This window comes from Bradyrhizobium yuanmingense, assembly GCF_900094575.1.
Taxonomy (GTDB): domain Bacteria; phylum Pseudomonadota; class Alphaproteobacteria; order Rhizobiales; family Xanthobacteraceae; genus Bradyrhizobium; species Bradyrhizobium yuanmingense.
Genome location: NZ_FMAE01000006.1, coordinates 157,116 through 179,245, shown reverse-complemented (window position 1 = coordinate 179,245; position 22,130 = coordinate 157,116). Strand labels below are relative to the sequence as shown.

Sequence of the window (22,130 nt, the reverse complement as noted above, 5' to 3'; positions counted from 1 at the left end):
CCCGCCAGGATTATGTTCCCGGTCGATGCGAGGACCTTAGCGCCGGGCGGTCCGAAACCGCTTAAAAAGGCTGGTTAACCCACCGTCACTCGCTCCTCATGATTGACAAGACCTTGGCGTGCATGATTGACGAGACGTTGCGCCGACGTCGCGAATCTGAGCTTTTGGCGGGCTGAAAATGCTTGAAGTCCGCGCTATCAGGGCACATCTGTGGGTTCCGGTCCCGAACCCCGCCCCAACAGGATTTCGTTCGTGAACTCTTCACCAAGCCCGACGCTTTCGCCTTCCGCCAATCGCGACCTGTTCGATCAGTCCGCGCTCTCCGATCTCGCGCAGCGGCTGGTCGAGGCGGCCAAGCGCGCCGGCGCGGATGCGGCCGACGCGGTTGCGGTGCGCGGTGTCTCGCAGGGCGTCGAGGTCCGCGACGGACGCGTCGAGGAATCCGAGCGGTCCGAGGGCGACGATGTCGGTCTGCGCGTGCTGGTCGGTCAGCGTCAGGCGGTGGTCTCCACCAACGACGTCAGCGGCGATGCCGTCACCAAGCTCGCCGAGCGTGCGGTTGCGATGGCGCGCGTCGCGCCCGACGACAAATATGTCGGCCTTGCCGATCCCGCGCTGCTCGCGCGCGACTTTCCCGATCTCGACCTGCTCGATCCCGCCGTGCCCACGACGACCGAGCTCGAGCGCCGCGCGCTCGCGGCCGAAGCTGCCGCGCTCGGCGTCAAGGGCGTGACCAAGTCCGGCGGCGCCTCGGCCTCATCCGGCATCGGCGGCATGGTGCTCGTCACCTCGACCGGCTTCCACGGCTCCTATCTGCGCTCCAGCCAGGGCATCTCCGCCACCGCCATATCGGGCGAAGGCACCGGCATGGAGCGCGACTACGACTTCACCTCGGCGCCGCATGGCGCCGATCTGCTGTCGCCGGAGGTCGTCGGCCGCTCCGCCGGCGAGCGCACCGTGGCGCGCTACAATCCGCGCAAGGTCGAGACCTGCAAGGTCCCGGTGGTGTTCGATCCGCGCGTCGCCGGCTCGCTGGTCGGCCATCTCGTCGGCGCCATCAACGGCGCCTCGATCGCGCGCAAGACCAGCTTCCTGAAGGACAAGCTCGGCCAGCAGCTGTTTGCGAAGAACATCCGCATCATCGACGATCCCCTGCGCAAGCGCGGGCTGCGCTCGCAGACCTTCGATGCCGAAGGCGTCGCGGTGAAGCGGACCGCGCTGGTCGACGACGGCGTGTTGACGACTTGGCTGCTCGACTGTGCCACCGCGCGCGAGCTCGGCCTCACCACCACCGGTCACGCCCATCGCGGCGTGTCCTCCTCGCCTTCGCCGGGGCCGTACAATCTGCATCTCGAGCCCGGCTCTGCAACGCCGGCCGAGCTGATCGCCGACATCAAGCAGGGCTTCTACGTCACCGACCTGATCGGCTCCGGCGTCAACGGCGTCACCGGCGATTACAGCCGCGGCGCCTCCGGCTTCTGGATCGAGAACGGCGAGATCACCTATCCCGTCAGCGAGGTGACGATCGCCGGCCATCTGTTCGAGATCTTCAGGTCGATGCAGCCTGCGAACAATCTCGAATTCCGCTACGGCATCAATGCGCCGACGGTGCGCATCGAGGGTTTGACGCTTGGCGGACGCTGACGCGCATTCTCTCGACCACACCCTCCTGACCCGCGACGCGGCGCTGCTGAAGGACACGGTGCGGGAGGCGGGCGCGCTGGCGCAGTCGATGTTCCGCACCGAGCTGAGGAAGTGGACCAAGGGCGCGTCCTCGCCGGTGTCGGAGGCCGACATCGCCGTCAACGATCTGCTCGAATCGCGCCTGCGTGCTGCGACGCCCGAATATGGCTGGCTGTCCGAGGAGAGCGCCGACGATGCGGCGCGGCTGTCGCGGCGGCTGACCTGGATCGTCGATCCCATCGACGGCACGCGCAATTATCTCGGCGGCCATGACGAATGGTGCGTCAGCGTGGCGCTGGTGGCGGACGCTTCGCCGGTGCTCGCCGCCGTATTCGCCCCGGCCAGCGACGAATTCTTCTTCGCGGTGCGCGGCAAGGGCACGACGCTCAACGACAAACCGGTGCGCGCGACAGGCGGATCCGAACTCGACTTCGCCCGCGTCGCCGGCCCGAAGCCGCTGGTCGAGCGGCTGAAGCCGTCACTCGGCGAGATCAAGCTGCACCGGCGGATCGGCTCGCTGGCGCTGCGGCTGTGCCGGGTCGCCGATGGCGCGCTGGATGCGGCATTTGCGGGCGGCAACAGCCATGATTGGGATCTTGCGGCGGCCGATTTGATCGTGCAGGAAGCGGATGGTAGGATGAGCGACCTCTCCGGAGAACCCATCCTCTATAACCGCCGGGAAGTGGCGCACGGGGTGCTGGTGGCAGCGGGACGCGAACGTCATGCGGGCATTGTCGCGCATTTTCGCAACCGTCCGATAGCCTAAGGCGCATTCGTGGTGCTTCTCGAACACTGCTTTGCCGGGCAGCCCGTTAGGAACAGAACTCATGCCAGATAGTGCCCCGCAACAACTGCTCCACCTCGTCATCGGCGGCGAGCTCGTCGATCTCGAGCACAACACATTCAAGAATCTGGACGAGGTCGACATCGTTGGCCTGTATCCGAACTATGCCACCGCCCACGCCGCCTGGCGGGCCAAGGCGCAGAGCACGGTCGACAACGCGCAGATGCGCTACTTCATCGTCCACCTGCATCGGCTGCTCGATCCGAATCAAGAACCGGCGCGTTGAAGAAACTGCTTCGCAATACGCTGCGAAGCAGCTGGTTTCAGCGTGCCGTCGGGGTCCTGGCGGCCGAATATCTGCGTCTGGTTTGGCGGACCAACAGTTTCACGTTCGATCCGCCCGACATTTACGAGCGAGTCGAGCCGCAGCTCCCTGCGATCTTCGCGTTCTGGCACGGCCAGCATTTCCTCACGCCCTTCATCAAGGACCGGAACAAGGTCTCCTATCAGGCCAAGGTGCTGATCTCCCGGCACCGCGACGGCGAGTTCAATGCGATCGCCGCCGAGCGGCTCGGGATCGGCACAATCCGCGGTTCCGGCGACCATGGCGGCGCGTTTCACCGCAAAGGTGGCGTCGGCGCCTTCAAGGAAATGGTGCGGACCCTTCAGGCCGGTTGTAATGTCGCGCTGACCGCCGATGTCCCCAAGCGCTCGCGCGTGGCCGGGCTCGGCATTATCATGCTGGCACGGGAATCGGGACGGCCGATCATGCCTTTCGCGATGGCGACCAGCCGCTTCGTCCGGCTCAAGAACTGGGACCGCACCACGATCAATTTGCCGTTCGGGCGAGGCGCAGTGGTCGGCATCAAGGAAATCCACGTTCCCGCAGATGCCGACGCCGCTATGATGGAGACGTTGCGGCAGGAGCTGGAAGACACGTTGAACGAGGCGACTCGTCGCGCCCATGCGCAGCTCGGCCGCCCGGGACCGGAAGATGCCTAAGTCGCTGCCGATTGCGCTGCCGATCACGCTGCGGATGTACCGGCGCCTGGCCGCCGGCCTGGTGCCGCTCGCGCCGGCGCTGATCAAGCGGCGGCTGAAACAGGGCAAGGAGGATCCCGCCCGCGTCGGCGAGCGGCGCGGCCTGTCCGCCGACGTGCGGCCGCACGGCCCGTTGGTCTGGATTCATGGTGCCAGCGTCGGCGAGGTCCTGGCGGCGGCCGCCCTGATCGAGCGCCTGCGCGATCTCAATCTGCGCATCCTGCTCACCTCGGGCACGGTCACCTCGGCCGCGGTCGTCGCAAAACGCTTTCCCCCCGACGTCATCCATCAATACGTGCCGTATGACTCGCCTCGCTACGTCGCGCGCTTCCTCGATCATTGGAAGCCGTCGCTGGCGCTGTTCATTGAATCCGATTTGTGGCCGAACCTGATCCTCGCCGGCGCGGCGCGCCGGGTGCCGATGGTGCTGATCAACGGGCGGATGTCGCCGCGTTCCTTCCCGCGCTGGCGCCGCATGCACGGCACCATCTCGGCGCTGCTGTCGCGGTTCGACATCTGTCTTGCGCAGTCGAAGAAAGATGCCGAGCGCTTTGCCGCGCTCGGCGGCCGCGACGTCGCGACGACGGGCAATCTCAAGCTCGACGTGCCCGCGCCGCCGGCCGACCCCGCCAAGCTCGAACGGCTGATGGCGATGACGCGCGGGCGTCCGATCATCGTCGCGGCCTCGACCCATCCGGGCGAGGACGAGATGCTGGTCGCGGCGCATCGCAGCCTGGTCGGCTTCTTCCCGCAGCTTCTCACCGTGATCGTGCCGCGGCACCCGGATCGCGGCTCATCGATTGCAGGCCTCGTCACGGCGTCGGGCCTGAAGCCCAGCTTGCGCTCGCGCGAGGAGCTGCCGACCGCGACGACCGACGTCTATGTCGCCGACACCATGGGCGAGCTCGGCCTGTTCTATCGGCTCTCGGGAATCGTGTTCATGGGCGGATCGCTGATCCACCATGGCGGGCAGAACCCGATCGAGGCGATCAAGCTGGGCGCCGCGATCGTCCACGGTCCGCACGTGTTCAACTTCGCCGACGTCTATGAAGCGCTCGATACCAGCGGCGGGGCGCGGCAAGCCGACACGCAGGAGGCGCTGGTCAAGCAGCTCGGCCAGTTGCTGGCCGATCCCACCATGCGCGACAAGATGCAGCGCGCAGGCGCGGGCGTGGTCGAGCAGCTTGGCGGTGCGCTCGATCGCACCATGACCGCGCTCGAGCCGTATCTGCTGCAATTGCGAATCGAGATGGGGGCCGCCAATGCGTGAGCCGGCCTTTTGGTACCGGCCACGCTCCCTTCAATCGTACGCGCTATGGCCGCTCGGTGCGCTTTACGGCGCGATCACTGCACGGCGCATGCTGCGCCAGGGCGTGGACGCCGGCATCCCCGTGATCTGTGTCGGCAACTACCATGTCGGCGGTGCCGGCAAGACGCCGACGGTGCTGGTGTTGACCAAGCTCTTGCGCGAGCTCGGCGAGACGCCGGTCGTGCTCAGCCGCGGCTATGGCGGGCGCCTGAAGGGGCCGGTGATGGTCGACCGCGAGCGTCACGATGCGTCCGACGTCGGCGACGAACCCATGATGATGGCGCGCGACGTCCCGGTCGTGGTCGCGCGCGACCGCCTCGACGGCGTCGCGCTGGCGAAGTCGCAAGGCGCCACCGTGATCCTGATGGATGACGGCTTCCAGAATCCGCGCCTGTTCAAGGACGCCTCGCTGATCGTGATCGACGGTGAGCGCGGCCTTGGCAACGGCGCGGTGTTTCCCGCAGGGCCCCTGCGCGCACCGCTCGCGGTGCAGCTCGCGCGCACCGATGCGCTGGTGCTGATCGGCGACGGCAATGCCGCCAACGATGTCGCGGCGGAGATCGCGAAGCGGAACAAGCCCGAGCTGCGCGCGCGCCTGAAGCCGGATGCGGCCTCGCTCGCGCAGCTGCTCGGCAAGCGGGTGTTCGCCTTCGCCGGCATCGGCGATCCCGAGCGTTTCTTCCGCACCCTGCGTGCGAGCGGGATCGACGTCGTTCGCACGCGCGCCTTCGCCGACCACCACATGTTTTCGGACGGCGAGATCGCAGCGCTCGCAGCCGAGGCGCAGCGCGAACAGCTCACGCTGGTGACCACGGAAAAGGATCTTGCACGCTTGCGCGGCCGCGCAGGCGTGCCTGACGGCATCGTGCCGTTCGCCGTTCAGCTCGAGTTCGATGACCTGGCGAAGCTGCGGCAATTGATCAGCGATCATCTATACAGAGCGCGCGAGCGAAGGTTCAGTGCGCGCTGATCGCGCAACGTGAGGCAACGTCTCTGCCCTGGTCGCGAAACCTGTCGTATTCGCCGCCGGGAAGCTGATCTGCGGATCCAAAGTGCAGCCGCCGCCGTCGGACGACGCGGCGGCTGTACTCATGTCGAAGTCGGAATCATGTCTGCAACGAGCCATGCTCACCACGCGCCGGCGGCCATCAATCCGATGATGGTGAGGCACGACATGCAGGCGACGACGACGGTGTAGCATTCGGGTGTATTCATTGCCGTCTCCCAAACTGTTGCCAATTGCTTGGTCACTGCTACGCGGGAGTGATCGCCGGTCTTGAAGCCGCTTCAATTCGGCAGGCCGAGACCGGTCTTGCGGTGCGGGTCCGTTCTCTCATCGTCACTCAGCGTCGCGGCATAATGATCCGCTGCGACAGCTTCAGCGCGCTCAGCTGCGATCAGAAGCTGTTTGCGCATCTCAGCGAGACGGGCGCGGCAATATTCACGATAGAGCAGGTCGAAAATGGCGGGCATGATCACCCCCATCGCTTGATTGTCGATTTGCAGATATTCCACCGCGAATTTTCAAGGTGATCGTCGCCCGTCAGATGGCTCTTCGATATGAGCCCGTTCACAGACCGCGCCAATTCCAACGCTCGATGGCTGTTTGGTTGACCTGATCGTCTGTGCGATAAAAAGAACAGGGCCAATTACCTAACCTGCACTATAGCAGTGCTTTGTTTCAGCAGAACTTCATCAAACAACTCTAGGGCGCGGAATCGCAACAAAGAATCCAACCACAGGGCGAAACGACTCACCCACGGCTGCAAGGAATGTAGAACGCAAGCGATTGGCATGGCAGAATCCATTTTTCTGTCGGCGACCTCAACTCGGGAAGCAGGCTCGCGCGGTCAGCGTGATCGGAGACAGGTTGATGATCTGCGGAAACTCGAATGAATAGCTCGCGCTGACCTGGTTGCCGCATGCGGCCGTGGCAAAGGTGAATGTCCCCGGCGGGAGCGTGAGGCCGTAGGCCTGCTGGGCAGCGTAGGTCGTGATCGCGCTGCTGCTCGGACAGAGCGTGTTGTTGACGCTCGCGCAGCGCGCGGCCATTTCGCTGCCATGCTGGATTCCGAGCTGAGTCCAGAACAGCAGCCCGCATTCGATGATCCCGAATATGAACAGGAAGAACACGGGAGCGGTCAGCGCAAATTCCAGCGCTGTGGTGCCGCGCGTGTCCCGCCATAATGCGGTGAGCTTCACTGCAGCCTCGTGGTGGACTGCGCGGTGTATGTGTAGGTGGCCGCCACGATCTGATAATCGATGATCGTATAGTACGTCGCTTGCGCCGAGACCGTAGTATATGTTCCGGCCGGCGCACCGCCGGTGCAGACCGTTCCGCAGCTGGTGGCGCTCACGCCCGCACTCGTCGGACATCCGCAGAACTGGACCGGCGGAGGTGAAGCGGTGATGTTCGTCGCGCTGGTGGCACTTGCGACGGCGTTCGCGATGCCGCTCGTGTCGAAGCCGCGCGCAATCGCGTACTGGGCTCCCGCTTGCGCGGCATTTTCGACCTGCATCTTGCGATAGAGGGCAAGCCCGATGTCCGTGACCGAGACGACCATCAGGGACAGCAGGGGAACCAGGATGGCGAATTCGGCTGCCGCGACGCCCCGTTGATCGCCGGCAGCGATTCGCACATGCCGCGCCAGAGAACCGAGCAATCGACGGCCAAGCTTAAATGAGAAACTCCGGATCTGCATCGCTCCAAACCTCATTCGACGAGCTGCGCGGTCTGCGAACCGATCGTCGCGGTGCCGAGCGCGGTGCAATTGACCTGCAGGTTCGACGTGCCGCTGAACGTCAGCGTATCCGCGATGATCTTGGTGCAGGATGTGCTGGTGCCGTTGCCGCCGCTGAAGCTGAGATTGGCCTTTGGCAGGTAGATGGCACCGCCGAAATTCTGCGTAGCACCGCCGGTGAGATTGAAATTAGTCCCGGCCGGCATGTTGCGGTCGCCATACATGACGATGCCCTTTGTCGGGCCGCTGGTCGGCCCGGTCAGGTCGACGGTCGCGTTGCTGCCGATCGAGGCGGTGCCCCAGTCGCTGCCGGAGCCCGTGAACACCAGGGTGACGCCGCTGCCGGTGATGGTGGCATTTCCGGCGACGCTCAAGCTGGCGCCATCCAGATAATAGATGCCTGGATTGAGGTTCAGGACTGCGCCGGCGTTGACCGTGATGCTGCCCATGTAGCAGCCGGGGTCGAGCGAGTTCGTCTTTCCGTTGGCGTTGACCGTGATCTTGGCATTGCTGCAGCTCGGCCGCGTCGGCGGAGAGACGTCGGCATAGGGATCGGCGACAGGCGTGATGTGCGTCTTGATGCCGTTGGCCGCCGTGATGCTGCTCGCGCCGGAGACGTCGCCAACCACGCCGACCTGGTTCGCCGCGACCGAGGCGCTGCCGGCGACGTTGAGCGAGGGGCTTGCGCTCGAGTTGCTGTAGAGATTGCACTTGATCAGGTTGAGCTGGTTGCCGCCGCTGACGTTGACGGCGGGGCTTGCGCTCCTGTTGAGCGCAAGGACGCAGCCCGTCCCGGAATTGGGCAGGGCGACCGAGCGCGCGGTGATTGGTACGCGGTCCGAGCCGAACAAGGCCGATAGCAGCCGACGCTGCGGTTGACTGACGATGACTTCGATGGCCTGCGCGTTCGACGCCTGACTGCCTGTTTTCGGTGGCTGGTTCACCGTAACAGTGACGTCGTTCGCGCCGTCGGTGTAACCATAATTTGCCGCGACCGCCTTGGCTTCGGACCGGGGGTCGCCGCCTGCACTGGCAGCCGTCGCAGCGCTGACGGCGCCGGAATCTGCAACGCTCTGCATGTTCTTGTGCTTGTAGTACCACCAGCCCACTTCCGTTCCGAGGCCGGCGGTGCCGACCAGGACCGGCATGAGCAGCGCAGAAATGAGCACGTAGCTGCCCTGCTCGTCGCGGATGAACTGTTCGAGCAAATGATCCTTTGCGCTCGAAGGTGCACCGAACGAGCGGCTGAAAGTTCTCCGGAGGTCCATGCTTCCTGCCCGATTGCCACTTTATCCCGAGGCAGTGTGGTGCAGGCCGGCTTAAATGGGCCCCAATGGAAGCCTGACAATTTTAGATATCGGCGAACATTCAGCCGGCATTCATGGCCGCAATCTTATTGAATGAAGCCGCATCCAGGAGAAGTCAGATGGAATTGCACCCTGCAATTGTTACCGCCAGCATTATAGGTCTGCCGGTTTTACCCGCCTTACGAGAGTTGCGAGGGCCGAAGGATCACGGCTGTTTCAGCGCGCCGGGAAAATGCCGCTGCAGCACCGCGGTGGGCGTGGCATAGGCCTCCTGCAGATCGACGCTCCAGTACTTCAGCTCGTCGAGCGGGATGCGGACGTCGGTGATCGCGCAGCGCACGAAAGTCCCCGGCGAGATCACGCGGAAATCGCCGTCGAGATATTGCACCTGCGCTTCGCCATGGCCCGAGGGGCCGAACTTGTTCAGCACGGTCGAAAGTCTCCGTGGGGGCCTCTCCAGGAACGCCGTGGAAGGCACGATGTGTTGGACGGGATGTAGCATAGATGGGGTGGCTTGTCCGCCCGTTAAACCCACCGGTTCGTGATGATTTGCCGCCGTTTTCGCATGATAAGGCTTCGGTCGAAGGGGCGCCGGTTCCGGCAGCTCCTGCCGCAGGGTCCGATGCGCCTTCGCCTCGCCGCTTTGTTCCTGACGCTGCTGATGTCGGCCGCGCACGCCGCCCCGGCGCCGCAGCCGGTCGAAATTCCGCTCGCCTCCGGGGTGCTCCATGCGCAGCTCTACAAGCCCGCGGGCGAGGGGCCGTTCCCGGCCGTGATCGCGCTGCACGGCTGCGGCGGGCTGGGTAGCCATTCCGATCCCGTGCTGCCGCGCTATCGCGATTGGGCTGAACGCCTGCTCAAGGCCGGCAATGCCGTGCTGCTGCCCGACAGCTACGGCTCGCGCGAGCTCGGCCCGCAATGCCGCGTCAAGGAGATGCACGTCAAGGCGCGGCGCGAACGCGTCGCCGATATCGCGGCCGCGCGCGCCTGGCTGATGCAGCAGCCTTTCGTGGCGCGGGACCGCGTCAGCCTGATCGGCTGGGCCAATGGTGCGAGCGCGCTGCTCTGGGCCGTGCGTCCGCAGAGCGCGGGGCGCGATCCCGGTCCGGATTTCCGCGCCGCCATCGCGTTCTATCCGGATTGCCGGATCGCGGCGGGCCTCGGCTGGAGCACGCGGGTGCCGACGCTGGTCTTGATCGGCGCCGATGACGAGGTGTCGTCGCCCCCGGCCTGCCGCCAGATGGTGGACGGGGCGCGCGGCCGCAGCGCGTTGGCGCGCATCGTGGTCTATCCCGGCGCCGATCACGATTTCGACCGCGCCGGCGCGCCGCTGCACGCCGCTGCCGCGCCCGAGCACGGTGATGCCGAAGCCCGCGCCGCCTCGCAGAAGGACGTCGCGCAATGGCTGGCGCGGTGATGGCGGCTCGGATGCGCATGGCCGCGCCATCATTCGACCACGATGTCGATTAAACGCATCTCACATGCATGGCCGCATCACGCTCTTCGCGTCCGCCCTGGTCGTCTTCACCGTCGCGATCCTGCTGTTCGAGGCCCACGCCTCCCATCGCGCGCCGGACCATTGCGGCTTCTGGACCACGATCGAGGCGGGATTGTCGTGTCGCTGAAGTAGATTTGAATGGGAGACGCGCTGTCGCCACATCGTCATTGCGAGCGCAGCGAAGCAATCCAGAATCCCTCCGCGGAAGCAGTCTGGATTGCTTCGTCGCAAGGGCTCCTCGCAATGACGCGGATAGAGCCTGTCCTCCCCCCTCAGAACAAGCTGCCCTGATCCACCGGCTTGGCCACGCGCTTCAGTGCCGGCTTGGTCTCCGCAGCCGGCTTCGGCTGCGCCGGCGCGCGCCTCTCCGCGGGCGCCGGGCGATCCGCATCCGCCGTTGCGCCGACACGGCCGTCCGCGAACTCGATCTCGACCCGTGCGCCGGGGCCGATCGCATCCGCCGCATGCACGGGATGGCCGGCCTCGTCGCGCACCAGCGCAAAGCCGCGCGCGAGCACGCTGCGATAGGACAGCGCGGAGAGCAGCTTGCCGCTGTTCTCGACCCGCGCCTCGAGCCGGTGCAGCAGCGTGACAAGCGCGCGCTCTGCCCGCTCAGTCAGACGATGCGTGCGCTCGCGCTGGCGGGCAATCGCGTTGCGCTGCGCCTGCGCATTCGCAAGTTTTGAGGCCCGCAGCCGCACCTCCAGTCCCGCAAAGCGGTCGCGCCGCTGCCGCAGCAGCGAGCGCGTGGAGAGACCAAGCCGTTCGCCGCACACGGTGAGGCGATGATCGGCCTGCGAGATCTGGCCGTGCAGCACCCGCAGCGTCAGCTTCGCGCTTGCGGCGGTGAACCTGCGGAAATGCGCATGCGTGTTGGCCTTGAGGCAGCGGGGCAGGGAAGCGCCCGCCGAATCCAGCCGCTGCCGCGGGATCGCCAGGAGATCGCCAGCCGCCGGCAGCGCGCGCGCCGCGGCACGCAGCTCGCTGCGGCGGCTCTCCTGGGCGCGTTGCCAATAGGCGCGGGTGCGGCGGCCGAGATCGCCCACCTCGACGAACAGGTCGCTGCGCACCGGCACCGCCATCTCGGCCGCCGCCGTCGGCGTCGGCGCGCGCTTGTCGGCGACGAAATCGATCAGCGTGATGTCGGTCTCGTGCCCCACCGCCGAGATCAGCGGGATCATGCTCTCGGCGGCGGCGCGCACCACGATCTCCTCGTTGAACGACCAGAGGTCCTCCAGCGAGCCGCCGCCGCGCGCGACGATGAGCACATCGGGCCGCGGAATCCGGCCGCCCTCGGAGAGCGCGTTGAAGCCGCGGATCGCGGCCGCGACCTGCTCGGCCGAGCCGTCGCCCTGCACCTTGACCGGCCACACCAGCACGCGGCGGGGAAAACGGTCCTCCAGCCGATGCAGGATGTCGCGGATGACGGCGCCGGTCGGCGAGGTCACGACGCCGATCACCTCCGGCAGCCACGGCAGGAGCTGCTTGCGCGCCTCGTCAAACAGGCCCTCGGCGGCGAGCTTCTTTTTGCGCTCCTCCATCAGCGCCATCAGCGCGCCGATGCCGGCCGGCTCCAGCGCCTCGATCACGATCTGGTATTTCGAGGAGCCGGGATAGGTCGTCAGCTTGCCGGTGGCGATCACCTCGAGCCCCTCCTGGGGCTTGAAGCGCATGCGGCTGTGCACGCCCTTCCAGATCACCGCCTCGATCTTGGCGCTCTCGTCCTTGAGCGCGAAATAGCAATGGCCGGAGGAATGCGCCCCGCGGAAGCCGGAGATCTCGCCGCGGACGCGGACATGGCCGAAGGCGTCCTCGACCGTCCGCTTCAGGGACAGGGACAGTTCGGAGACGGTGAATTCAGGCGCGTTGAGCAGTTGTTCCGCAGGCGGCATAGCAAACGATTCGGCATTTCGGGGTCAGGCCCGACGTTAAGGATTTTCGCGCCGCAGCGCCAATCGATTCGGTAGACCCAAGGAACCGCAGCTTGGAAGGCAACTTGACTCGACCTAAATTTCATATATGAAATTTACAAATCATATATAAATCAGAGGAAGCGGCCCCATGGCTGTGGTCACCGATCCCGACGACCCGCGCGGACGCATGTTCGGGCAGTACCAGCTCAAGCCGAATAGCGGGGTCAATCCGCCCTATTCGCCGGCTTATCCGGTGGAGTGGGGCTGCACCTTGCGCACCGTCGAGATCATGACCCGTGTCGCGCCCGGCAAGGTCGCGACCTTGCTCGCAGAGACGCCGTTCGAGATCGCCAGCGACCGCGTGGCCTTTCGTTTCATGCGTTCGCCTGGCCATTCCCTCGCCGTGCACGCGGGCGAGATGTTCGACCTGATGATCTCGGTGCCCGTGCGCTACAAGGGGCTGTTCACCGAGACGCACATCTTCATGTATTGCAGCGATCCCATGGGGATCTGCGCCGGGCGCGAGGTGTTCGGCTACACCAAGAAGGATGCGCATTACGCGTTCGACGAGCATGCCGATGGATCGATCACTGGATGGGTCCGCCGCCGCGGCATTCCGCTCGCCGATTTCGCCTTCACGCCGGATCCGTCTGCGCCGGTCGTCCGCATCGTCGACGGCGACGAGCTGCCGGCCGGCGAGATCCATGTGCGCCGTCTGCCGCATCCCGAGCGGCTCGGCACGGCCTATGCGGACATCGCCTATCGCCGCACGCCGCTGAAATACTCCAAGCCAGTGCCGGGCCGTGCCTCAATGACGCTGCACGCCAGCGCGTACGATCCGATTGCCGAGCTCGAACCGGAAATCCTCGGCGCGCATTTCATGGTGTCGGACGTCTATGGCGGCGGATTCGAGGTCGAGGATCGCAGGCTCGTCGAGCGCCTCACGCCCTGAACGACAAGATCAGCCTGCGTGCGATGTACATGCGGGCGACGAAAATTGGGAAGAAACACGCATAAGGCAAAGGAGGGTCTGCCCATGGCAGCACGATTTCGAGTGAGCCGCCGCCGGCTGCTGGCTGGCGCCGGCGGATTGGCGTTGGGCATGACGGGGCTCGGTGCACGGGCGCAAGAAGCAAAGCCGCTCCGCATCGGCGTGCTGACTGATATGTCCAGCCTCTATGCCGATGTCACCGGCCCGGGCTCGCTGCTGGCGGCAAGGATGGCGGTCGAGGATTTCCAGGCATCGTCTCCCAGGATGACCCGGCCGATCGAGATCATCAGCGGCGACCACATGAACAAGGCTGATCTCGGCGCCAATATCGCGCGCGAGTGGATCGACCGGCAAGGCGTCGATGTCATCGTCGATGCGCCGAACTCGGCCGTCGCCCTCGCGGTGCGCAACGTCGTGCAGCAGAACAACAAGACGCTGCTGGTCTCCGGCGCCTCGTCGTCGGACCTGACCGGCAAGTCCTGCTCGCCCAATCTCGTGCACTGGACCTACGACACTTACGCGCTCTCGTCGGGTGTCGCGCGCGCCGTCGTCGAGAGCGGCGGCAAGAGCTGGTTCCTGCTCACTGCCGACTACGCCTTCGGTCATGCCATGGAAGGCGACATCAAGAACGTCGTGCAGAAATTCGGCGGCAAGGTTCTCGGCGGCGTCCGCACGCCGATCAACACGCAGGATTTCTCATCCTTCCTGTTGCAGGCGCAGTCTTCGAAGGCGGAAATCATCGCATTGATCAACGCCGGCGGCGACACCATCAACTCCATCAAGCAGGCCGTCGAATTCGGGATTCCGCAAGGCGGCCAGCGCGTGGTGGCGACCGTGCTGTATCTCAGCGACGTGCATTCGCTCGGCTTGAAGATTGCGCAGGGGCTGCAGTTCACCGAAGCTTTCTATTGGGATCTGAATGACGATACGCGTGCCTGGACCAAGCGATTCGCGCCGCGCAACAACGGCCGCTATCCGACCGCGCTGCATGCGGGTGCCTACGCCACGACGCTGCATTATCTGAAGGCCGTTGATGCGCTTGGCGCCTCCAGCGACGGCAAGGCGGTGGTCGAACAGATGAAGAAGCTGCCGACCGACGATCCTCTTTTCGGCAAGGGTAGCGTGCGCGCCGACGGTCGCAAGCTGCACAACATGTATCTGTTCGAGGTGAAGACCCCCAGCGATTCCAAATATTCCTGGGACTATTACAAGCTGGTCAAGACCATCGCGCCGTCCGAGGCCTGGCGGCCGCTGGCGGATGGCGGCTGCGAGTTCCTGAAGTCGTGAGTGGCACTGATCGGCCGGTCGCGCTGGTCACGGGCGGCGGGGGCGATATCGGGCGCGCCATTGCGCTAAAGTTGGCGCAGATGAGCGCTGCGGTCGCGATCGTCGACCGCGACGAAGCGGCTGCACGCGCCACCGCGCAGCTGGTCGAGAAGGCCGGGGCAAGGGCGCTCGCCATCCGCGCGGATGTCTCCCTCGCTCAGGATACGATCGCATTCGTAGAGGCGACCGAAGCACGTCTGGGGCCGATCGGCATCTTCGCCAACAACGCGGGCATCGAGGGCGTCGTCGCTCCTCTTCACGAATATCCCGACGAAACGTTCGATCAATTGCTGCAGGTGAACGTCAAGGGCGTTTTCCTCGGCCTCAAGCACGTGATCGCCAGGATGATGCAACGCGGGACGGGCGCGATCATCAACACCGCATCTACGTCCGCGATCCGCGGACGTGCAGGGCTCGCAGGCTACGTCGCCTCCAAGCACGCCGTGCTCGGACTGACGCGCACGGCAGCGCTCGATGTCGCCGGAACGAAGATCAGGGTCAACGCCGTTCTGCCCGGTCCGGTCGAGTCGCGCATGATCCGGGAGTTGGAAGGCCAGGCGCGCGAGGGCGCCATCACAATGCGTCGAAATGCTGCGAGCGCGCACGGACGACCGCAGGACGTCGCGAACATCGTTGCCTTCCTCGCATCCGACGAGGCTGCTCACGTGAACGGCGCGGCCTGGATCGTCGATGCCGGCATGACCGCCGGTTAGAGCGTGAGCGTCCATTTTGAAATGCCCGTGTTTGCCATCGTATCCGCAAAATGCTCGGCGTCGCCGTAGTGAACATCCGGCAAGCCTTCAAAGCGCGTCGCGAGCCCGTCTCGTACGTTGCGTTTGCCTTCGAAGCGGGAGCCCCAAGGCTTGCTTCCCCTCGGCATCTCCAAGATACAATCGTCAGCAAAGAACTCCATGATGGAATCCAAGTCGTGCGCGTTGAACGCTTCACCCGGCGCCGTCAATTTCCATCGGATGTCCATCCTTCCCTCCATCGAGTTCTCGGAAGGGATACAATAACATAAGGGCACACAGGTGAGTTGAAGGGCCGATTAGACGTTTGGTCGATGTCGCCTTCGGGTCATCAGCGCCGTTTGGAAGCTCGGCCGGTCGCTCCCGCTCTGTCCCAACCAACGTGTACGCCGCCTGAACCTCGCCTAAGGGCCACAAGCGGCGGTCGAAGTGAGCACGGCCCCCGCGTCCGATCTACCGTGCATGTGAGCCAACAGCTGTAAGGCCGATGAAGTGCTGGCGCTTTCGCTCTGACGCACGACTATTTTAATATCCGAGCAAGTGAGAGCGGCCCAAAGCCGCCCTCACTCGCCACTGCCGATCTTTGATGCCGGCGGTTGATCAGCTAGCTCAACGCTCAGTCTTGTCGATGTCGGCCCTGGTTTTCTTCACCGTATCAGCAACTCTCTCAGTACGTTCGGCCGCTTCTTTGCGTACCACCAGTTCTTCACCGGCTCGAGTCTCCTTCTGGACTACGGGCTCCTCATGCAGCTCTCGCACCTCGTACTCCCGTTCCGTTGGTTGCCCTGTCGCAGCTCCCGTAGCTGGACGGCGCTCGATGACAGTTCGCTCATCGCGCAGTTGTACGTCCTTTTGTACAGGCTCCTCGACTACGTAAGTTCTTATATGCTTGACGGTTTCGGTGGCCCGTTTGCCCACCTTCAATTCTTCTTCCGGGAGAGGGATAACCTTCTCGGGTTCGTGGCCTTGAGAGTCATACCCTTCTTGCCTCACTGAGGGTCCTGACACTCCGCTTCCGACCGCTGTCGAGCCGCCCCCATTTTCTTCGTGGATCTCGACCGGATTGTACTCCTGCAGCACACCTTCGATGCGTTCGAGATCGGCCATGGTGGGAGCATCCACTAGCACCGACAATGCGGTGCCGCCCCTTTCCATGTGGCTTTCATACAGGCGGCGCTCGTCTGCCGGTACATCGCTTCCAAACAGCCAGTCCCAGAAACTTCCTCCATCCGAGCTTTCGCTTGCTCTTTCGCTGCTTGACTGTGATGGCTGATTGCTCAGCCTCACATGATCTGCTGGAACGCCTGAACCGACCACAGCACGGTACGCTTCCTCTGCATCGTTACGAGAGTTGTATACTGCTACCACGCATTGTCCTTGCATGTTTGCCTCCTCTATGGACATGCGCCCAACGTCAGAGACAACGCATCGTTCTTAATTTTTTTCGCAAGGTTTGCGAAGCGCTCGCTATAGTCGGGGCTGCCGGGCAACGACGCGAGCTTGGAGCTACCGCTCTTAGATTTGGACCGGCGGCGATGCGAGCATACTGTCGCGACAGGCTGCAAATCAGCTTATCGAACACTCACCTCGTCCTTAGTCCGACAAAACCCGGAGCGATTGCGTAACCATCCATGCCGCGAATGAAGCCACGGTCGCCAAAGACGATCGTTTGGAGCCGCTCGTCCGCGCGCGACCACCTTCCTGATCATCTGCCAGAGATGATGCATGATCAGGTCGCCTGCTTCAACGAACGAGGGACAAAGCGCTGAAGCGACGCCTTTCGGTGAGCTGACGAACTTGGTTGTTCGAGCTGAAGTCGATTTCTCGGGTCGTTGTTGTCATCGACGGGCGACTTGCGCCGACACTGTTGGATTCACGGCCCCTGCTTGCCCTGCAAAGAACGCGGCCAAGGCGCCCAGTAACAATGCCACTGCCGCGAACAATGCACCTTGTGAGACACGCTTGGCAGCTGTATCCGCCGCCTGCTTTGCCTGCTCCTTCGCCTTGGCTACCGCTTCTTTATACTGCTGTTGGTACTGACTGATCTGCGCCTTTGCTTCGTCTTGTGATATGTTCTGAGCCTTGGCTAAAGCTTCGGCGGCCTTGTCGTTAGCCGCTGACTGCTGAGAAGCGTCACCCGTTAGCGCCGCGCGGACGGCTGTGGCCGCGGCATCACGAAGCGCGGCGGGATCTTGCCCTCCCGAGGCGCCTTTAACTTTGCTTTCGATGGCAGCCATCGGGTCGCTAACATTGTTCAGCGTAGGCGCTGCCGCTTGAACTGCCGTTTGGACCGACCCTCCCAGCGCTTTGCCCGCTCCGCCCAAAGCGGAAGATGCTGTGCTGAGAGCGCCACCAGCCAAGCCGGAAGCGGCGGAAGAAAGCAGATACATCACCGCCAGCGTTGAGACTGCCCATGACATTAATCCATGATAAGCCGTCGTTGAAGCAGACGCCTTGCCAGAAAGCCGACCGGCTATGTAGCCGCCCAGTGCCGCAGCCAGAATGCCGGAAACTATAAACCAGATACCTGCACCAACCGACATCGAGCTTGCGCTGGGCGTGCTACCTTCCCCAACGTCTACCGTGGATAAACCCACGCCAAGGCCGATCATGTTTAGAATAATCTGCATCACAAGCGCGATGGCTGCACCCGCGAAAACCGCGCCCCACGCAACCTGATTCAACATGATTGTGCGAATTTCGTCGGCGGGAACGACATCGCTCGTCTGAGGGGGCGTGCGGTGGCTTGAATGAACCATTTCGGGAGAGTTGGCCATGACGTTGATCCTTGAAGTCTGTTTGATGCCGCAACTTGCTTTTGCGTCCGACGTTCCTAAAATCGCAGACCTCAATTGCAAGCCCTGGCAGCACGGCCACTCAAATGCCCGCTAGCGTGCACCTCCGAACTGTCCCTCCGCCGAGTTCGAGCAGAGCGGCTCTCCGACTGGGGAAGTGAAGGCACAAGACTGCCCTGTTTCATTCACCTCCCAATGAGCGAAGCCGACCGTAGCACGCAGGCGCAAATGTCCGCTCTGGTCAAAAGAGCCGGCTCGAACGACCCTGCGTCACTTCCGGTGTCCCCCCGATCAGCTGACCATATCTGAACCAAACCGAACTTCGCCATCGGGTCACAAGCTGCCGATCACGCCCAAAGGTCCGAGCTTCCGCTTTACTGGTAAGCCGACGTTTATGCGTCCACGTCCTAGGAAACGCCGCCGATCTTCTCGGATACGATCCTGGCCGCGCTGCGCAGCTCCGCGGCGATGGCGCTGGCTTCCGCGGCGGGGATTTGATCCTGCCTCACCAGCGGGACGGTCATCGCGGCCACTGCCCGGCCGGAGACTTCGATGATCGGGCAGCTATAGGCAAGGATGCGCGTATAGCCATCGTCATTGGAGAAGTTTCCACCCTCCGAGGAAATGCGGTCGAGCGCCGCAAGCGCCTTCTTGGTGCTGATCCGGTCATTGGTCGCGATGACCTGCGCCAGCTCCTGGCGCCGCCCCTCGAGCTGAAAGGCCGCCAGAACCTTCGCCGACGCGTATTGCTGGGTGAGCGGAAACACCGCGCCGACCTTGACCGACCAGCCCATCAACCATTCCGGCTCGATCCGGGCGATCACCATGAACTGCTCGCCGTGCAGCACCGTCAGGTGGCAGGACAGTTGGACGCGCGAGGCGAGCTGCTCCATTACCGGCAGCGCCGCCTTCAGCAGCCGCTCGGTCGGCGGGAATTGCGAAGCGATCCGGAACAGCTTCAGCGTCAAAGTGTATTCGCCGGTCGCGGGGTCGCGCGCGACATAGCCCCGGCGCTCCAGCGCCACCAGCATCCGGAAGATCTCGCTCACGGAGCGGCCGACGCGTTCGGCGAGCTGCTTCTGGCTGAGACCGCGTGCGGCGCCCGCCAGCGCCTCCAGGAGGTCCAGTCCCTTTTCCAGGGCGGGCGCGCCCGGCTGCAGCTTCTCAGTCATCCTTTGGGCCTTGTTGGATTAGCTTTTGCGAGCACACGGGGGAAAATGCAATTCCCGTGTAGCCGATTGCTCGCGCGGCGAAAAGTCGATCTCCAGCAAGCGCCCGGCCGATCTCGACGAGATCATCCACCAGCCGCTGCGCCTGAAGATCATGGCCGCGCTGAATGCCCTCCCTGCGGAGGTGGGGCTCGAATTCGTCCGCCTGAAGAAGCTCACCGGCGCCACCGACGGCAATCTCGGCGCCCATATCGAGAACCTTGGCCAAGGCGGGCTATGTCTCGGTGGAGAAGGCGTTTGTGGGGAAGAAGCCGCAGACTACGGTGACCGCCACCGCCGCCGGCCGCGGTGCGTTCGCACGGCATGTGGCGACGTTGCAGGAGATCATTGCAGGGAGGCAGGGGTAGCCTTCGAGAAAGTGCTGTCGCGTTAACCCTCAACCTCTGGCCGTGTGGTAGTAACTCCGGTAGGGGAGCTGATTGGATGGCAAAGAAGGAAGTCAAAATCGATCCTGACGACGGGCTCAAAGTGAGCGAGGTCGGTCCGTGGGCTACCGAGAAGCATGCGCGCGTGCGGCAGTACATTGAGATTTCGAGTGCGGCGCGGAAGAAGTACATCCCTCCGCCTGCGTGGCACGCCGGGGCCGCATACATCGAGCTGTTCTCCGGCCCCGGTCGTTCGTTAATCAACGGCACCAAACGCATCATCGATGGGAGCCCGCTTGTCGCCTACAGGGCGGCGCAGCAGACAGTGCCCTTCACTGAGATGCATCTCAACGATCTCGACCCAAGCAACTCTGCTGCCGTGGAGAAACGCCTTCGAGCACTCGGCGGCGGACCTGTTTGCTATAGCGACCCAGCCGATGTCGCAGTTGACAAGATCGTCGCAGCGCTGAACCCAAGTGGACTGCACTTCGCGTTCTTGGACCCGTACAACCTAGAAGGCCTGTCTTTCGAGATCATCAGGAAGCTCTCGAAGCTGAAGGTGGACATGCTCATTCACGTTAGCGTGCAGGACCTCCAGCGCAATCTTGATGAATACAGCAAACAGAGTGGCGTGTTCGACACGTTTGCGCCGGGGTGGAAGGGACACGTCAACCAAAAGCAGGCGATAGCATCGTTCAGGGCGGCACTGATGAAGTACTGGATCGACGAAATCTGCAAGCTTGGCACGACGCCTGCAAAGGGCGTAGAGCTGATCGTTGGCTCAAAGCGGCAGCGTCTATACTGGCTGGTGTTCGTCAGCGGACACAGCCTTGGTCGAAAGCTGTGGGAGGCGATCCGTGACCCGATGCGGCAGACAACGATGGATTTGTGATGGCTGACACCTCAATCGAGTGGACCGACGCGACGTGGAACCCTGTCGCTGGTTGCACGGTGCTCTCGCCCGGCTGCACGAACTGCTACGCCATGCGCATGGCGGCGCGCCTGGATGCGATGGGCATGCCGAAGTATCGCGGGCTGACCCGTAAGAGCGGCAAGCGCGCGGTCTGGGCCGGCAAGGTCCGGCTTGATCGCGCTGCGCTCGGCATACCGGCAAGCTGGAAGAAGCCGCGCCGGATTTTCGTGAACTCTATGTCGGACCTGTTTCACGATGCAGTACCAGCGGAGTTCATTTCCGCTGTCTGGAAGACGATGCAGACAACGCCGCAGCACACCTACCAAATTCTGACGAAGCGACCGGATCGGATGGCTGGCATCACGGCGTCGCTGCCGGTGCTTCCGAACGTGTGGCTCGGGACAAGTGTAGAGAGCGCCGATTTTCTTGGACGCATCGACGATTTGCGCAAGGTCGATGCCGCCATCAGGTTCGTGTCGTTCGAGCCGCTGCTCGGGTCCGTGGCGCGGGCCGGTCTGAGTGGTATCCAGTGGGCCATCGTCGGTGGTGAGAGCGGGCCTCGTGCGCGTCCGATGGAGGAGCAATGGGTCGCCGAGATTGAAGCAGCATGTCGTGAGGCGGGGACGGCCTTCTTTTTCAAGCAGTGGGGCGGCGTTCGCAAGAAGAGCACGGGTAGGCACTATCGCGGCCAGACCTTCGATGAAATGCCTCGCGTCGAGATACGCTGCTGATGGCGCGGATGCACTAAATGGGGGTCAACTGATGCTTTGGCCTTGGAATTTAGTGCAGTCCAGCACCGTAGTTTCCAAGCCATCGAAGGCGTCATTGAGAAGGCGCGCGAGATCGGCGCACATGAAGGCCGTTCTGCCGCGGTTGATGGAGCGTTTCGCGAAAACTAAGCCAGAGCCATGTGAGCCAAAATGACAATTTGGTCGTTGATTATAGGCTTTGTCGGCGGCGTGATCGCATGGGTGTTTACTACGGGTCTGGCTCAGCCATTTCAGAAGTTCATCCAATTGCGACAGGACGTCGCGTCGGCTTTGGCGGAGTTTGAACATAGTCGGTTATGGACAGGCGATCCGGACGAAGAGCCCCCACCAAAGGAATGGCTGGAAAAGCGACAAAGCTCTTATGAAAGGGCTGGTGTCGCCCTCGTCGCCTTCTCCATTTCCAATTCGTTCTTTACTGGTCTGTTACATAACCGCTGCCTGGGCTCTCACCGCTGCTATGTTCGATCCGCGGGCGATTACCTTCGCAATCTTGCCAGGATGAGTCCGGGCACCCAAAGCCAACAGATTCACGAGGCGGTCATGAGACAATTGCGACTAGCTTCGCCACTTGAATTCATCCGGAAACCGTTTTGGAAACGGTTACTCGGCCGCTAGCTCGAACTCGTCCAGTATACAACTCTCCTCCGAGGGCGGGTGGAGCGGCTGTAGGCTAAGCCCCCCGGAATGACGGGGAGTTCGCCCCCCATCCCCCCTTG

The 22,130-nt window shown here is 63.5% G+C and carries 24 protein-coding genes and 1 pseudogene; 15 read left to right on the top strand and 10 right to left on the bottom strand.

Going from position 1 to position 22,130, the window contains the following annotated elements:
- The first annotated feature begins 252 nt into the window (after nt 1–252).
- The 6 genes from GA0061099_RS22180 (at nt 253) to lpxK (ending at nt 5,787) form a co-directional block, all read left to right on the top strand.
- Entirely contained in the window at nt 253–1,644 is a 1,392-nt protein-coding gene (locus GA0061099_RS22180) for a TldD/PmbA family protein (protein ID WP_036027073.1), read from the top strand.
- Nucleotides 1,631–2,449 carry an inositol monophosphatase family protein gene (locus tag GA0061099_RS22175; RefSeq protein ID WP_036009209.1) on the top strand — a complete coding sequence of 273 codons (819 nt, stop codon included), beginning with the start codon at nt 1,631–1,633 and terminating at the stop codon, nt 2,447–2,449. The genes GA0061099_RS22180 and GA0061099_RS22175 overlap by 14 nt, the downstream gene beginning before the upstream one ends.
- Nucleotides 2,450–2,510: 61 nt before the next feature.
- Nucleotides 2,511–2,753, top strand: coding sequence for a DUF4170 domain-containing protein (locus GA0061099_RS22170; RefSeq protein WP_036009212.1), 243 nt, complete (start codon nt 2,511–2,513; stop codon nt 2,751–2,753).
- Nucleotides 2,750–3,469 (top strand): lysophospholipid acyltransferase family protein, encoded by a 720-nt coding sequence (locus GA0061099_RS22165; protein WP_036027074.1) that lies wholly within the window; start codon nt 2,750–2,752, stop codon nt 3,467–3,469. The genes GA0061099_RS22170 and GA0061099_RS22165 overlap by 4 nt, the downstream gene beginning before the upstream one ends.
- Nucleotides 3,432–4,778 carry a 3-deoxy-D-manno-octulosonic acid transferase gene (locus GA0061099_RS22160; RefSeq protein ID WP_085972262.1) on the top strand — a complete coding sequence of 449 codons (1,347 nt, stop codon included), beginning with the start codon at nt 3,432–3,434 and terminating at the stop codon, nt 4,776–4,778. Before GA0061099_RS22165 ends, GA0061099_RS22160 begins: the two co-directional genes overlap by 38 nt.
- Nucleotides 4,771–5,787: a tetraacyldisaccharide 4'-kinase gene (gene lpxK, locus GA0061099_RS22155; protein ID WP_036027075.1), complete on the top strand. Its 1,017-nt coding sequence runs from the start codon at nt 4,771–4,773 to the stop codon at nt 5,785–5,787. The genes GA0061099_RS22160 and lpxK overlap by 8 nt, the downstream gene beginning before the upstream one ends.
- A gap of 317 nt (nt 5,788–6,104) precedes the next feature.
- Here the strand turns inward: lpxK and GA0061099_RS22150 are convergent, their stop codons facing one another.
- The 5 genes from GA0061099_RS22150 to GA0061099_RS22130 all read right to left on the bottom strand — a co-directional run bounded on the left by GA0061099_RS22150 (nt 6,105) and on the right by GA0061099_RS22130 (nt 9,295).
- Nucleotides 6,105–6,332: a hypothetical protein gene (locus GA0061099_RS22150; RefSeq protein ID WP_244620991.1), complete on the bottom strand. Its 228-nt coding sequence runs from the start codon at nt 6,330–6,332 to the stop codon at nt 6,105–6,107.
- Nucleotides 6,333–6,641: 309 nt separating this feature from the next.
- Complete coding sequence (locus GA0061099_RS22145; protein ID WP_225113339.1) at nt 6,642–7,019, bottom strand: TadE/TadG family type IV pilus assembly protein; 378 nt, start codon at nt 7,017–7,019, stop codon at nt 6,642–6,644.
- On the bottom strand, nt 7,016–7,456 hold the full coding sequence (locus tag GA0061099_RS22140; RefSeq protein ID WP_036027076.1) for a TadE/TadG family type IV pilus assembly protein: 441 nt from the start codon (nt 7,454–7,456) through the stop codon (nt 7,016–7,018). Before GA0061099_RS22140 ends, GA0061099_RS22145 begins: the two co-directional genes overlap by 4 nt.
- Nucleotides 7,457–7,530: 74 nt before the next feature.
- Nucleotides 7,531–8,826: a pilus assembly protein TadG-related protein gene (locus tag GA0061099_RS22135; RefSeq protein WP_081492962.1), complete on the bottom strand. Its 1,296-nt coding sequence runs from the start codon at nt 8,824–8,826 to the stop codon at nt 7,531–7,533.
- Nucleotides 8,827–9,070: 244 nt separating this feature from the next.
- Nucleotides 9,071–9,295 (bottom strand): DUF2093 domain-containing protein, encoded by a 225-nt coding sequence (locus tag GA0061099_RS22130; protein WP_036009228.1) that lies wholly within the window; start codon nt 9,293–9,295, stop codon nt 9,071–9,073.
- A 192-nt stretch (nt 9,296–9,487) separates the two neighbouring features.
- On the opposite strand from GA0061099_RS22130, the gene GA0061099_RS22125 reads away from it, so the two are divergent.
- Both GA0061099_RS22125 and GA0061099_RS40190 read left to right on the top strand, forming a co-directional pair.
- Complete coding sequence (locus GA0061099_RS22125; protein ID WP_036027151.1) at nt 9,488–10,282, top strand: dienelactone hydrolase family protein; 795 nt, start codon at nt 9,488–9,490, stop codon at nt 10,280–10,282.
- Between the two features lie 64 nt (nt 10,283–10,346).
- Nucleotides 10,347–10,490, top strand: a complete 144-nt coding sequence (locus tag GA0061099_RS40190; protein ID WP_167361668.1) for a hypothetical protein — start codon at nt 10,347–10,349, stop codon at nt 10,488–10,490.
- Nucleotides 10,491–10,635: 145 nt separating this feature from the next.
- On the opposite strand, the gene xseA is transcribed toward GA0061099_RS40190, so the two are convergent.
- Nucleotides 10,636–12,255 (bottom strand): exodeoxyribonuclease VII large subunit, encoded by a 1,620-nt coding sequence (gene xseA / locus GA0061099_RS22120; protein WP_036027077.1) that lies wholly within the window; start codon nt 12,253–12,255, stop codon nt 10,636–10,638.
- A 169-nt stretch (nt 12,256–12,424) separates the two neighbouring features.
- Here xseA and GA0061099_RS22115 point away from each other — a divergent pair, with 169 nt between their 5' ends.
- The 3 genes from GA0061099_RS22115 to GA0061099_RS22105 all read left to right on the top strand — a co-directional run bounded on the left by GA0061099_RS22115 (nt 12,425) and on the right by GA0061099_RS22105 (nt 15,306).
- Complete coding sequence (locus GA0061099_RS22115; protein ID WP_199751045.1) at nt 12,425–13,228, top strand: acetoacetate decarboxylase family protein; 804 nt, start codon at nt 12,425–12,427, stop codon at nt 13,226–13,228.
- An 84-nt stretch (nt 13,229–13,312) separates the two neighbouring features.
- On the top strand, nt 13,313–14,554 hold the full coding sequence (locus GA0061099_RS22110; RefSeq protein ID WP_036027078.1) for an ABC transporter substrate-binding protein: 1,242 nt from the start codon (nt 13,313–13,315) through the stop codon (nt 14,552–14,554).
- Nucleotides 14,551–15,306 carry an SDR family NAD(P)-dependent oxidoreductase gene (locus GA0061099_RS22105; protein WP_036027079.1) on the top strand — a complete coding sequence of 252 codons (756 nt, stop codon included), beginning with the start codon at nt 14,551–14,553 and terminating at the stop codon, nt 15,304–15,306. Before GA0061099_RS22110 ends, GA0061099_RS22105 begins: the two co-directional genes overlap by 4 nt.
- Here the strand turns inward: GA0061099_RS22105 and GA0061099_RS22100 are convergent.
- The 4 genes from GA0061099_RS22100 to GA0061099_RS22085 form a co-directional block, all read right to left on the bottom strand.
- Nucleotides 15,303–15,572 carry a nuclear transport factor 2 family protein gene (locus tag GA0061099_RS22100; RefSeq protein ID WP_081492967.1) on the bottom strand — a complete coding sequence of 90 codons (270 nt, stop codon included), beginning with the start codon at nt 15,570–15,572 and terminating at the stop codon, nt 15,303–15,305. The two genes, GA0061099_RS22105 and GA0061099_RS22100, sit on opposite strands and share 4 nt — an antisense overlap.
- A gap of 379 nt (nt 15,573–15,951) precedes the next feature.
- Nucleotides 15,952–16,725, bottom strand: coding sequence for a YsnF/AvaK domain-containing protein (locus GA0061099_RS39400; RefSeq protein WP_157786013.1), 774 nt, complete (start codon nt 16,723–16,725; stop codon nt 15,952–15,954).
- Nucleotides 16,726–17,180: 455 nt separating this feature from the next.
- Nucleotides 17,181–18,119 (bottom strand): PhnA-like protein, encoded by a 939-nt coding sequence (locus GA0061099_RS22090; RefSeq protein ID WP_420886544.1) that lies wholly within the window; start codon nt 18,117–18,119, stop codon nt 17,181–17,183.
- 425 nt (nt 18,120–18,544) lie between these two features.
- Nucleotides 18,545–19,309, bottom strand: coding sequence for an IclR family transcriptional regulator (locus GA0061099_RS22085; RefSeq protein ID WP_036027080.1), 765 nt, complete (start codon nt 19,307–19,309; stop codon nt 18,545–18,547).
- A 151-nt stretch (nt 19,310–19,460) separates the two neighbouring features.
- On the opposite strand from GA0061099_RS22085, the pseudogene GA0061099_RS22080 reads away from it, so the two are divergent.
- From GA0061099_RS22080 to GA0061099_RS40185, 4 genes and pseudogenes are all read left to right on the top strand, one after another.
- Nucleotides 19,461–19,713, top strand: a pseudogene (locus GA0061099_RS22080) (winged helix-turn-helix domain-containing protein).
- A 76-nt stretch (nt 19,714–19,789) separates the two neighbouring features.
- Complete coding sequence (tcmP, locus tag GA0061099_RS22075) at nt 19,790–20,623, top strand: three-Cys-motif partner protein TcmP (RefSeq protein WP_036027081.1); 834 nt, start codon at nt 19,790–19,792, stop codon at nt 20,621–20,623.
- Nucleotides 20,623–21,375 (top strand): DUF5131 family protein, encoded by a 753-nt coding sequence (locus GA0061099_RS22070; protein WP_036027082.1) that lies wholly within the window; start codon nt 20,623–20,625, stop codon nt 21,373–21,375. Before tcmP ends, GA0061099_RS22070 begins: the two co-directional genes overlap by 1 nt.
- A 189-nt stretch (nt 21,376–21,564) precedes the next feature.
- Nucleotides 21,565–22,029: a hypothetical protein gene (locus GA0061099_RS40185; RefSeq protein WP_141697654.1), complete on the top strand. Its 465-nt coding sequence runs from the start codon at nt 21,565–21,567 to the stop codon at nt 22,027–22,029.
- Nucleotides 22,030–22,130 lie beyond the last annotated feature (101 nt).

Coding starts and splice junctions, on each gene's coding strand:
- GA0061099_RS22170 (WP_036009212.1), top strand. CDS start 2,511: ATGCCAGATAGTGCCCCGCAACAACTGCTCCACCTCGTCATCGGCGGC.
- GA0061099_RS22160 (WP_085972262.1), top strand. CDS start 3,432: ATGCGCAGCTCGGCCGCCCGGGACCGGAAGATGCCTAAGTCGCTGCCG.
- lpxK (WP_036027075.1), top strand. CDS start 4,771: ATGCGTGAGCCGGCCTTTTGGTACCGGCCACGCTCCCTTCAATCGTAC.
- GA0061099_RS22135 (WP_081492962.1), bottom strand. CDS start 8,826: ATGGACCTCCGGAGAACTTTCAGCCGCTCGTTCGGTGCACCTTCGAGC.
- GA0061099_RS22125 (WP_036027151.1), top strand. CDS start 9,488: ATGCGCCTTCGCCTCGCCGCTTTGTTCCTGACGCTGCTGATGTCGGCC.
- GA0061099_RS40190 (WP_167361668.1), top strand. CDS start 10,347: ATGCATGGCCGCATCACGCTCTTCGCGTCCGCCCTGGTCGTCTTCACC.
- xseA (WP_036027077.1), bottom strand. CDS start 12,255: ATGCCGCCTGCGGAACAACTGCTCAACGCGCCTGAATTCACCGTCTCC.
- GA0061099_RS22115 (WP_199751045.1), top strand. CDS start 12,425: ATGGCTGTGGTCACCGATCCCGACGACCCGCGCGGACGCATGTTCGGG.
- GA0061099_RS22110 (WP_036027078.1), top strand. CDS start 13,313: ATGGCAGCACGATTTCGAGTGAGCCGCCGCCGGCTGCTGGCTGGCGCC.
- GA0061099_RS22100 (WP_081492967.1), bottom strand. CDS start 15,572: ATGGACATCCGATGGAAATTGACGGCGCCGGGTGAAGCGTTCAACGCG.
- GA0061099_RS39400 (WP_157786013.1), bottom strand. CDS start 16,725: ATGCAAGGACAATGCGTGGTAGCAGTATACAACTCTCGTAACGATGCA.
- GA0061099_RS22090 (WP_420886544.1), bottom strand. CDS start 18,119: ATGGCCAACTCTCCCGAAATGGTTCATTCAAGCCACCGCACGCCCCCT.
- GA0061099_RS22085 (WP_036027080.1), bottom strand. CDS start 19,309: ATGACTGAGAAGCTGCAGCCGGGCGCGCCCGCCCTGGAAAAGGGACTG.
- tcmP (WP_036027081.1), top strand. CDS start 19,790: ATGGCAAAGAAGGAAGTCAAAATCGATCCTGACGACGGGCTCAAAGTG.
- GA0061099_RS22070 (WP_036027082.1), top strand. CDS start 20,623: ATGGCTGACACCTCAATCGAGTGGACCGACGCGACGTGGAACCCTGTC.
- GA0061099_RS40185 (WP_141697654.1), top strand. CDS start 21,565: ATGACAATTTGGTCGTTGATTATAGGCTTTGTCGGCGGCGTGATCGCA.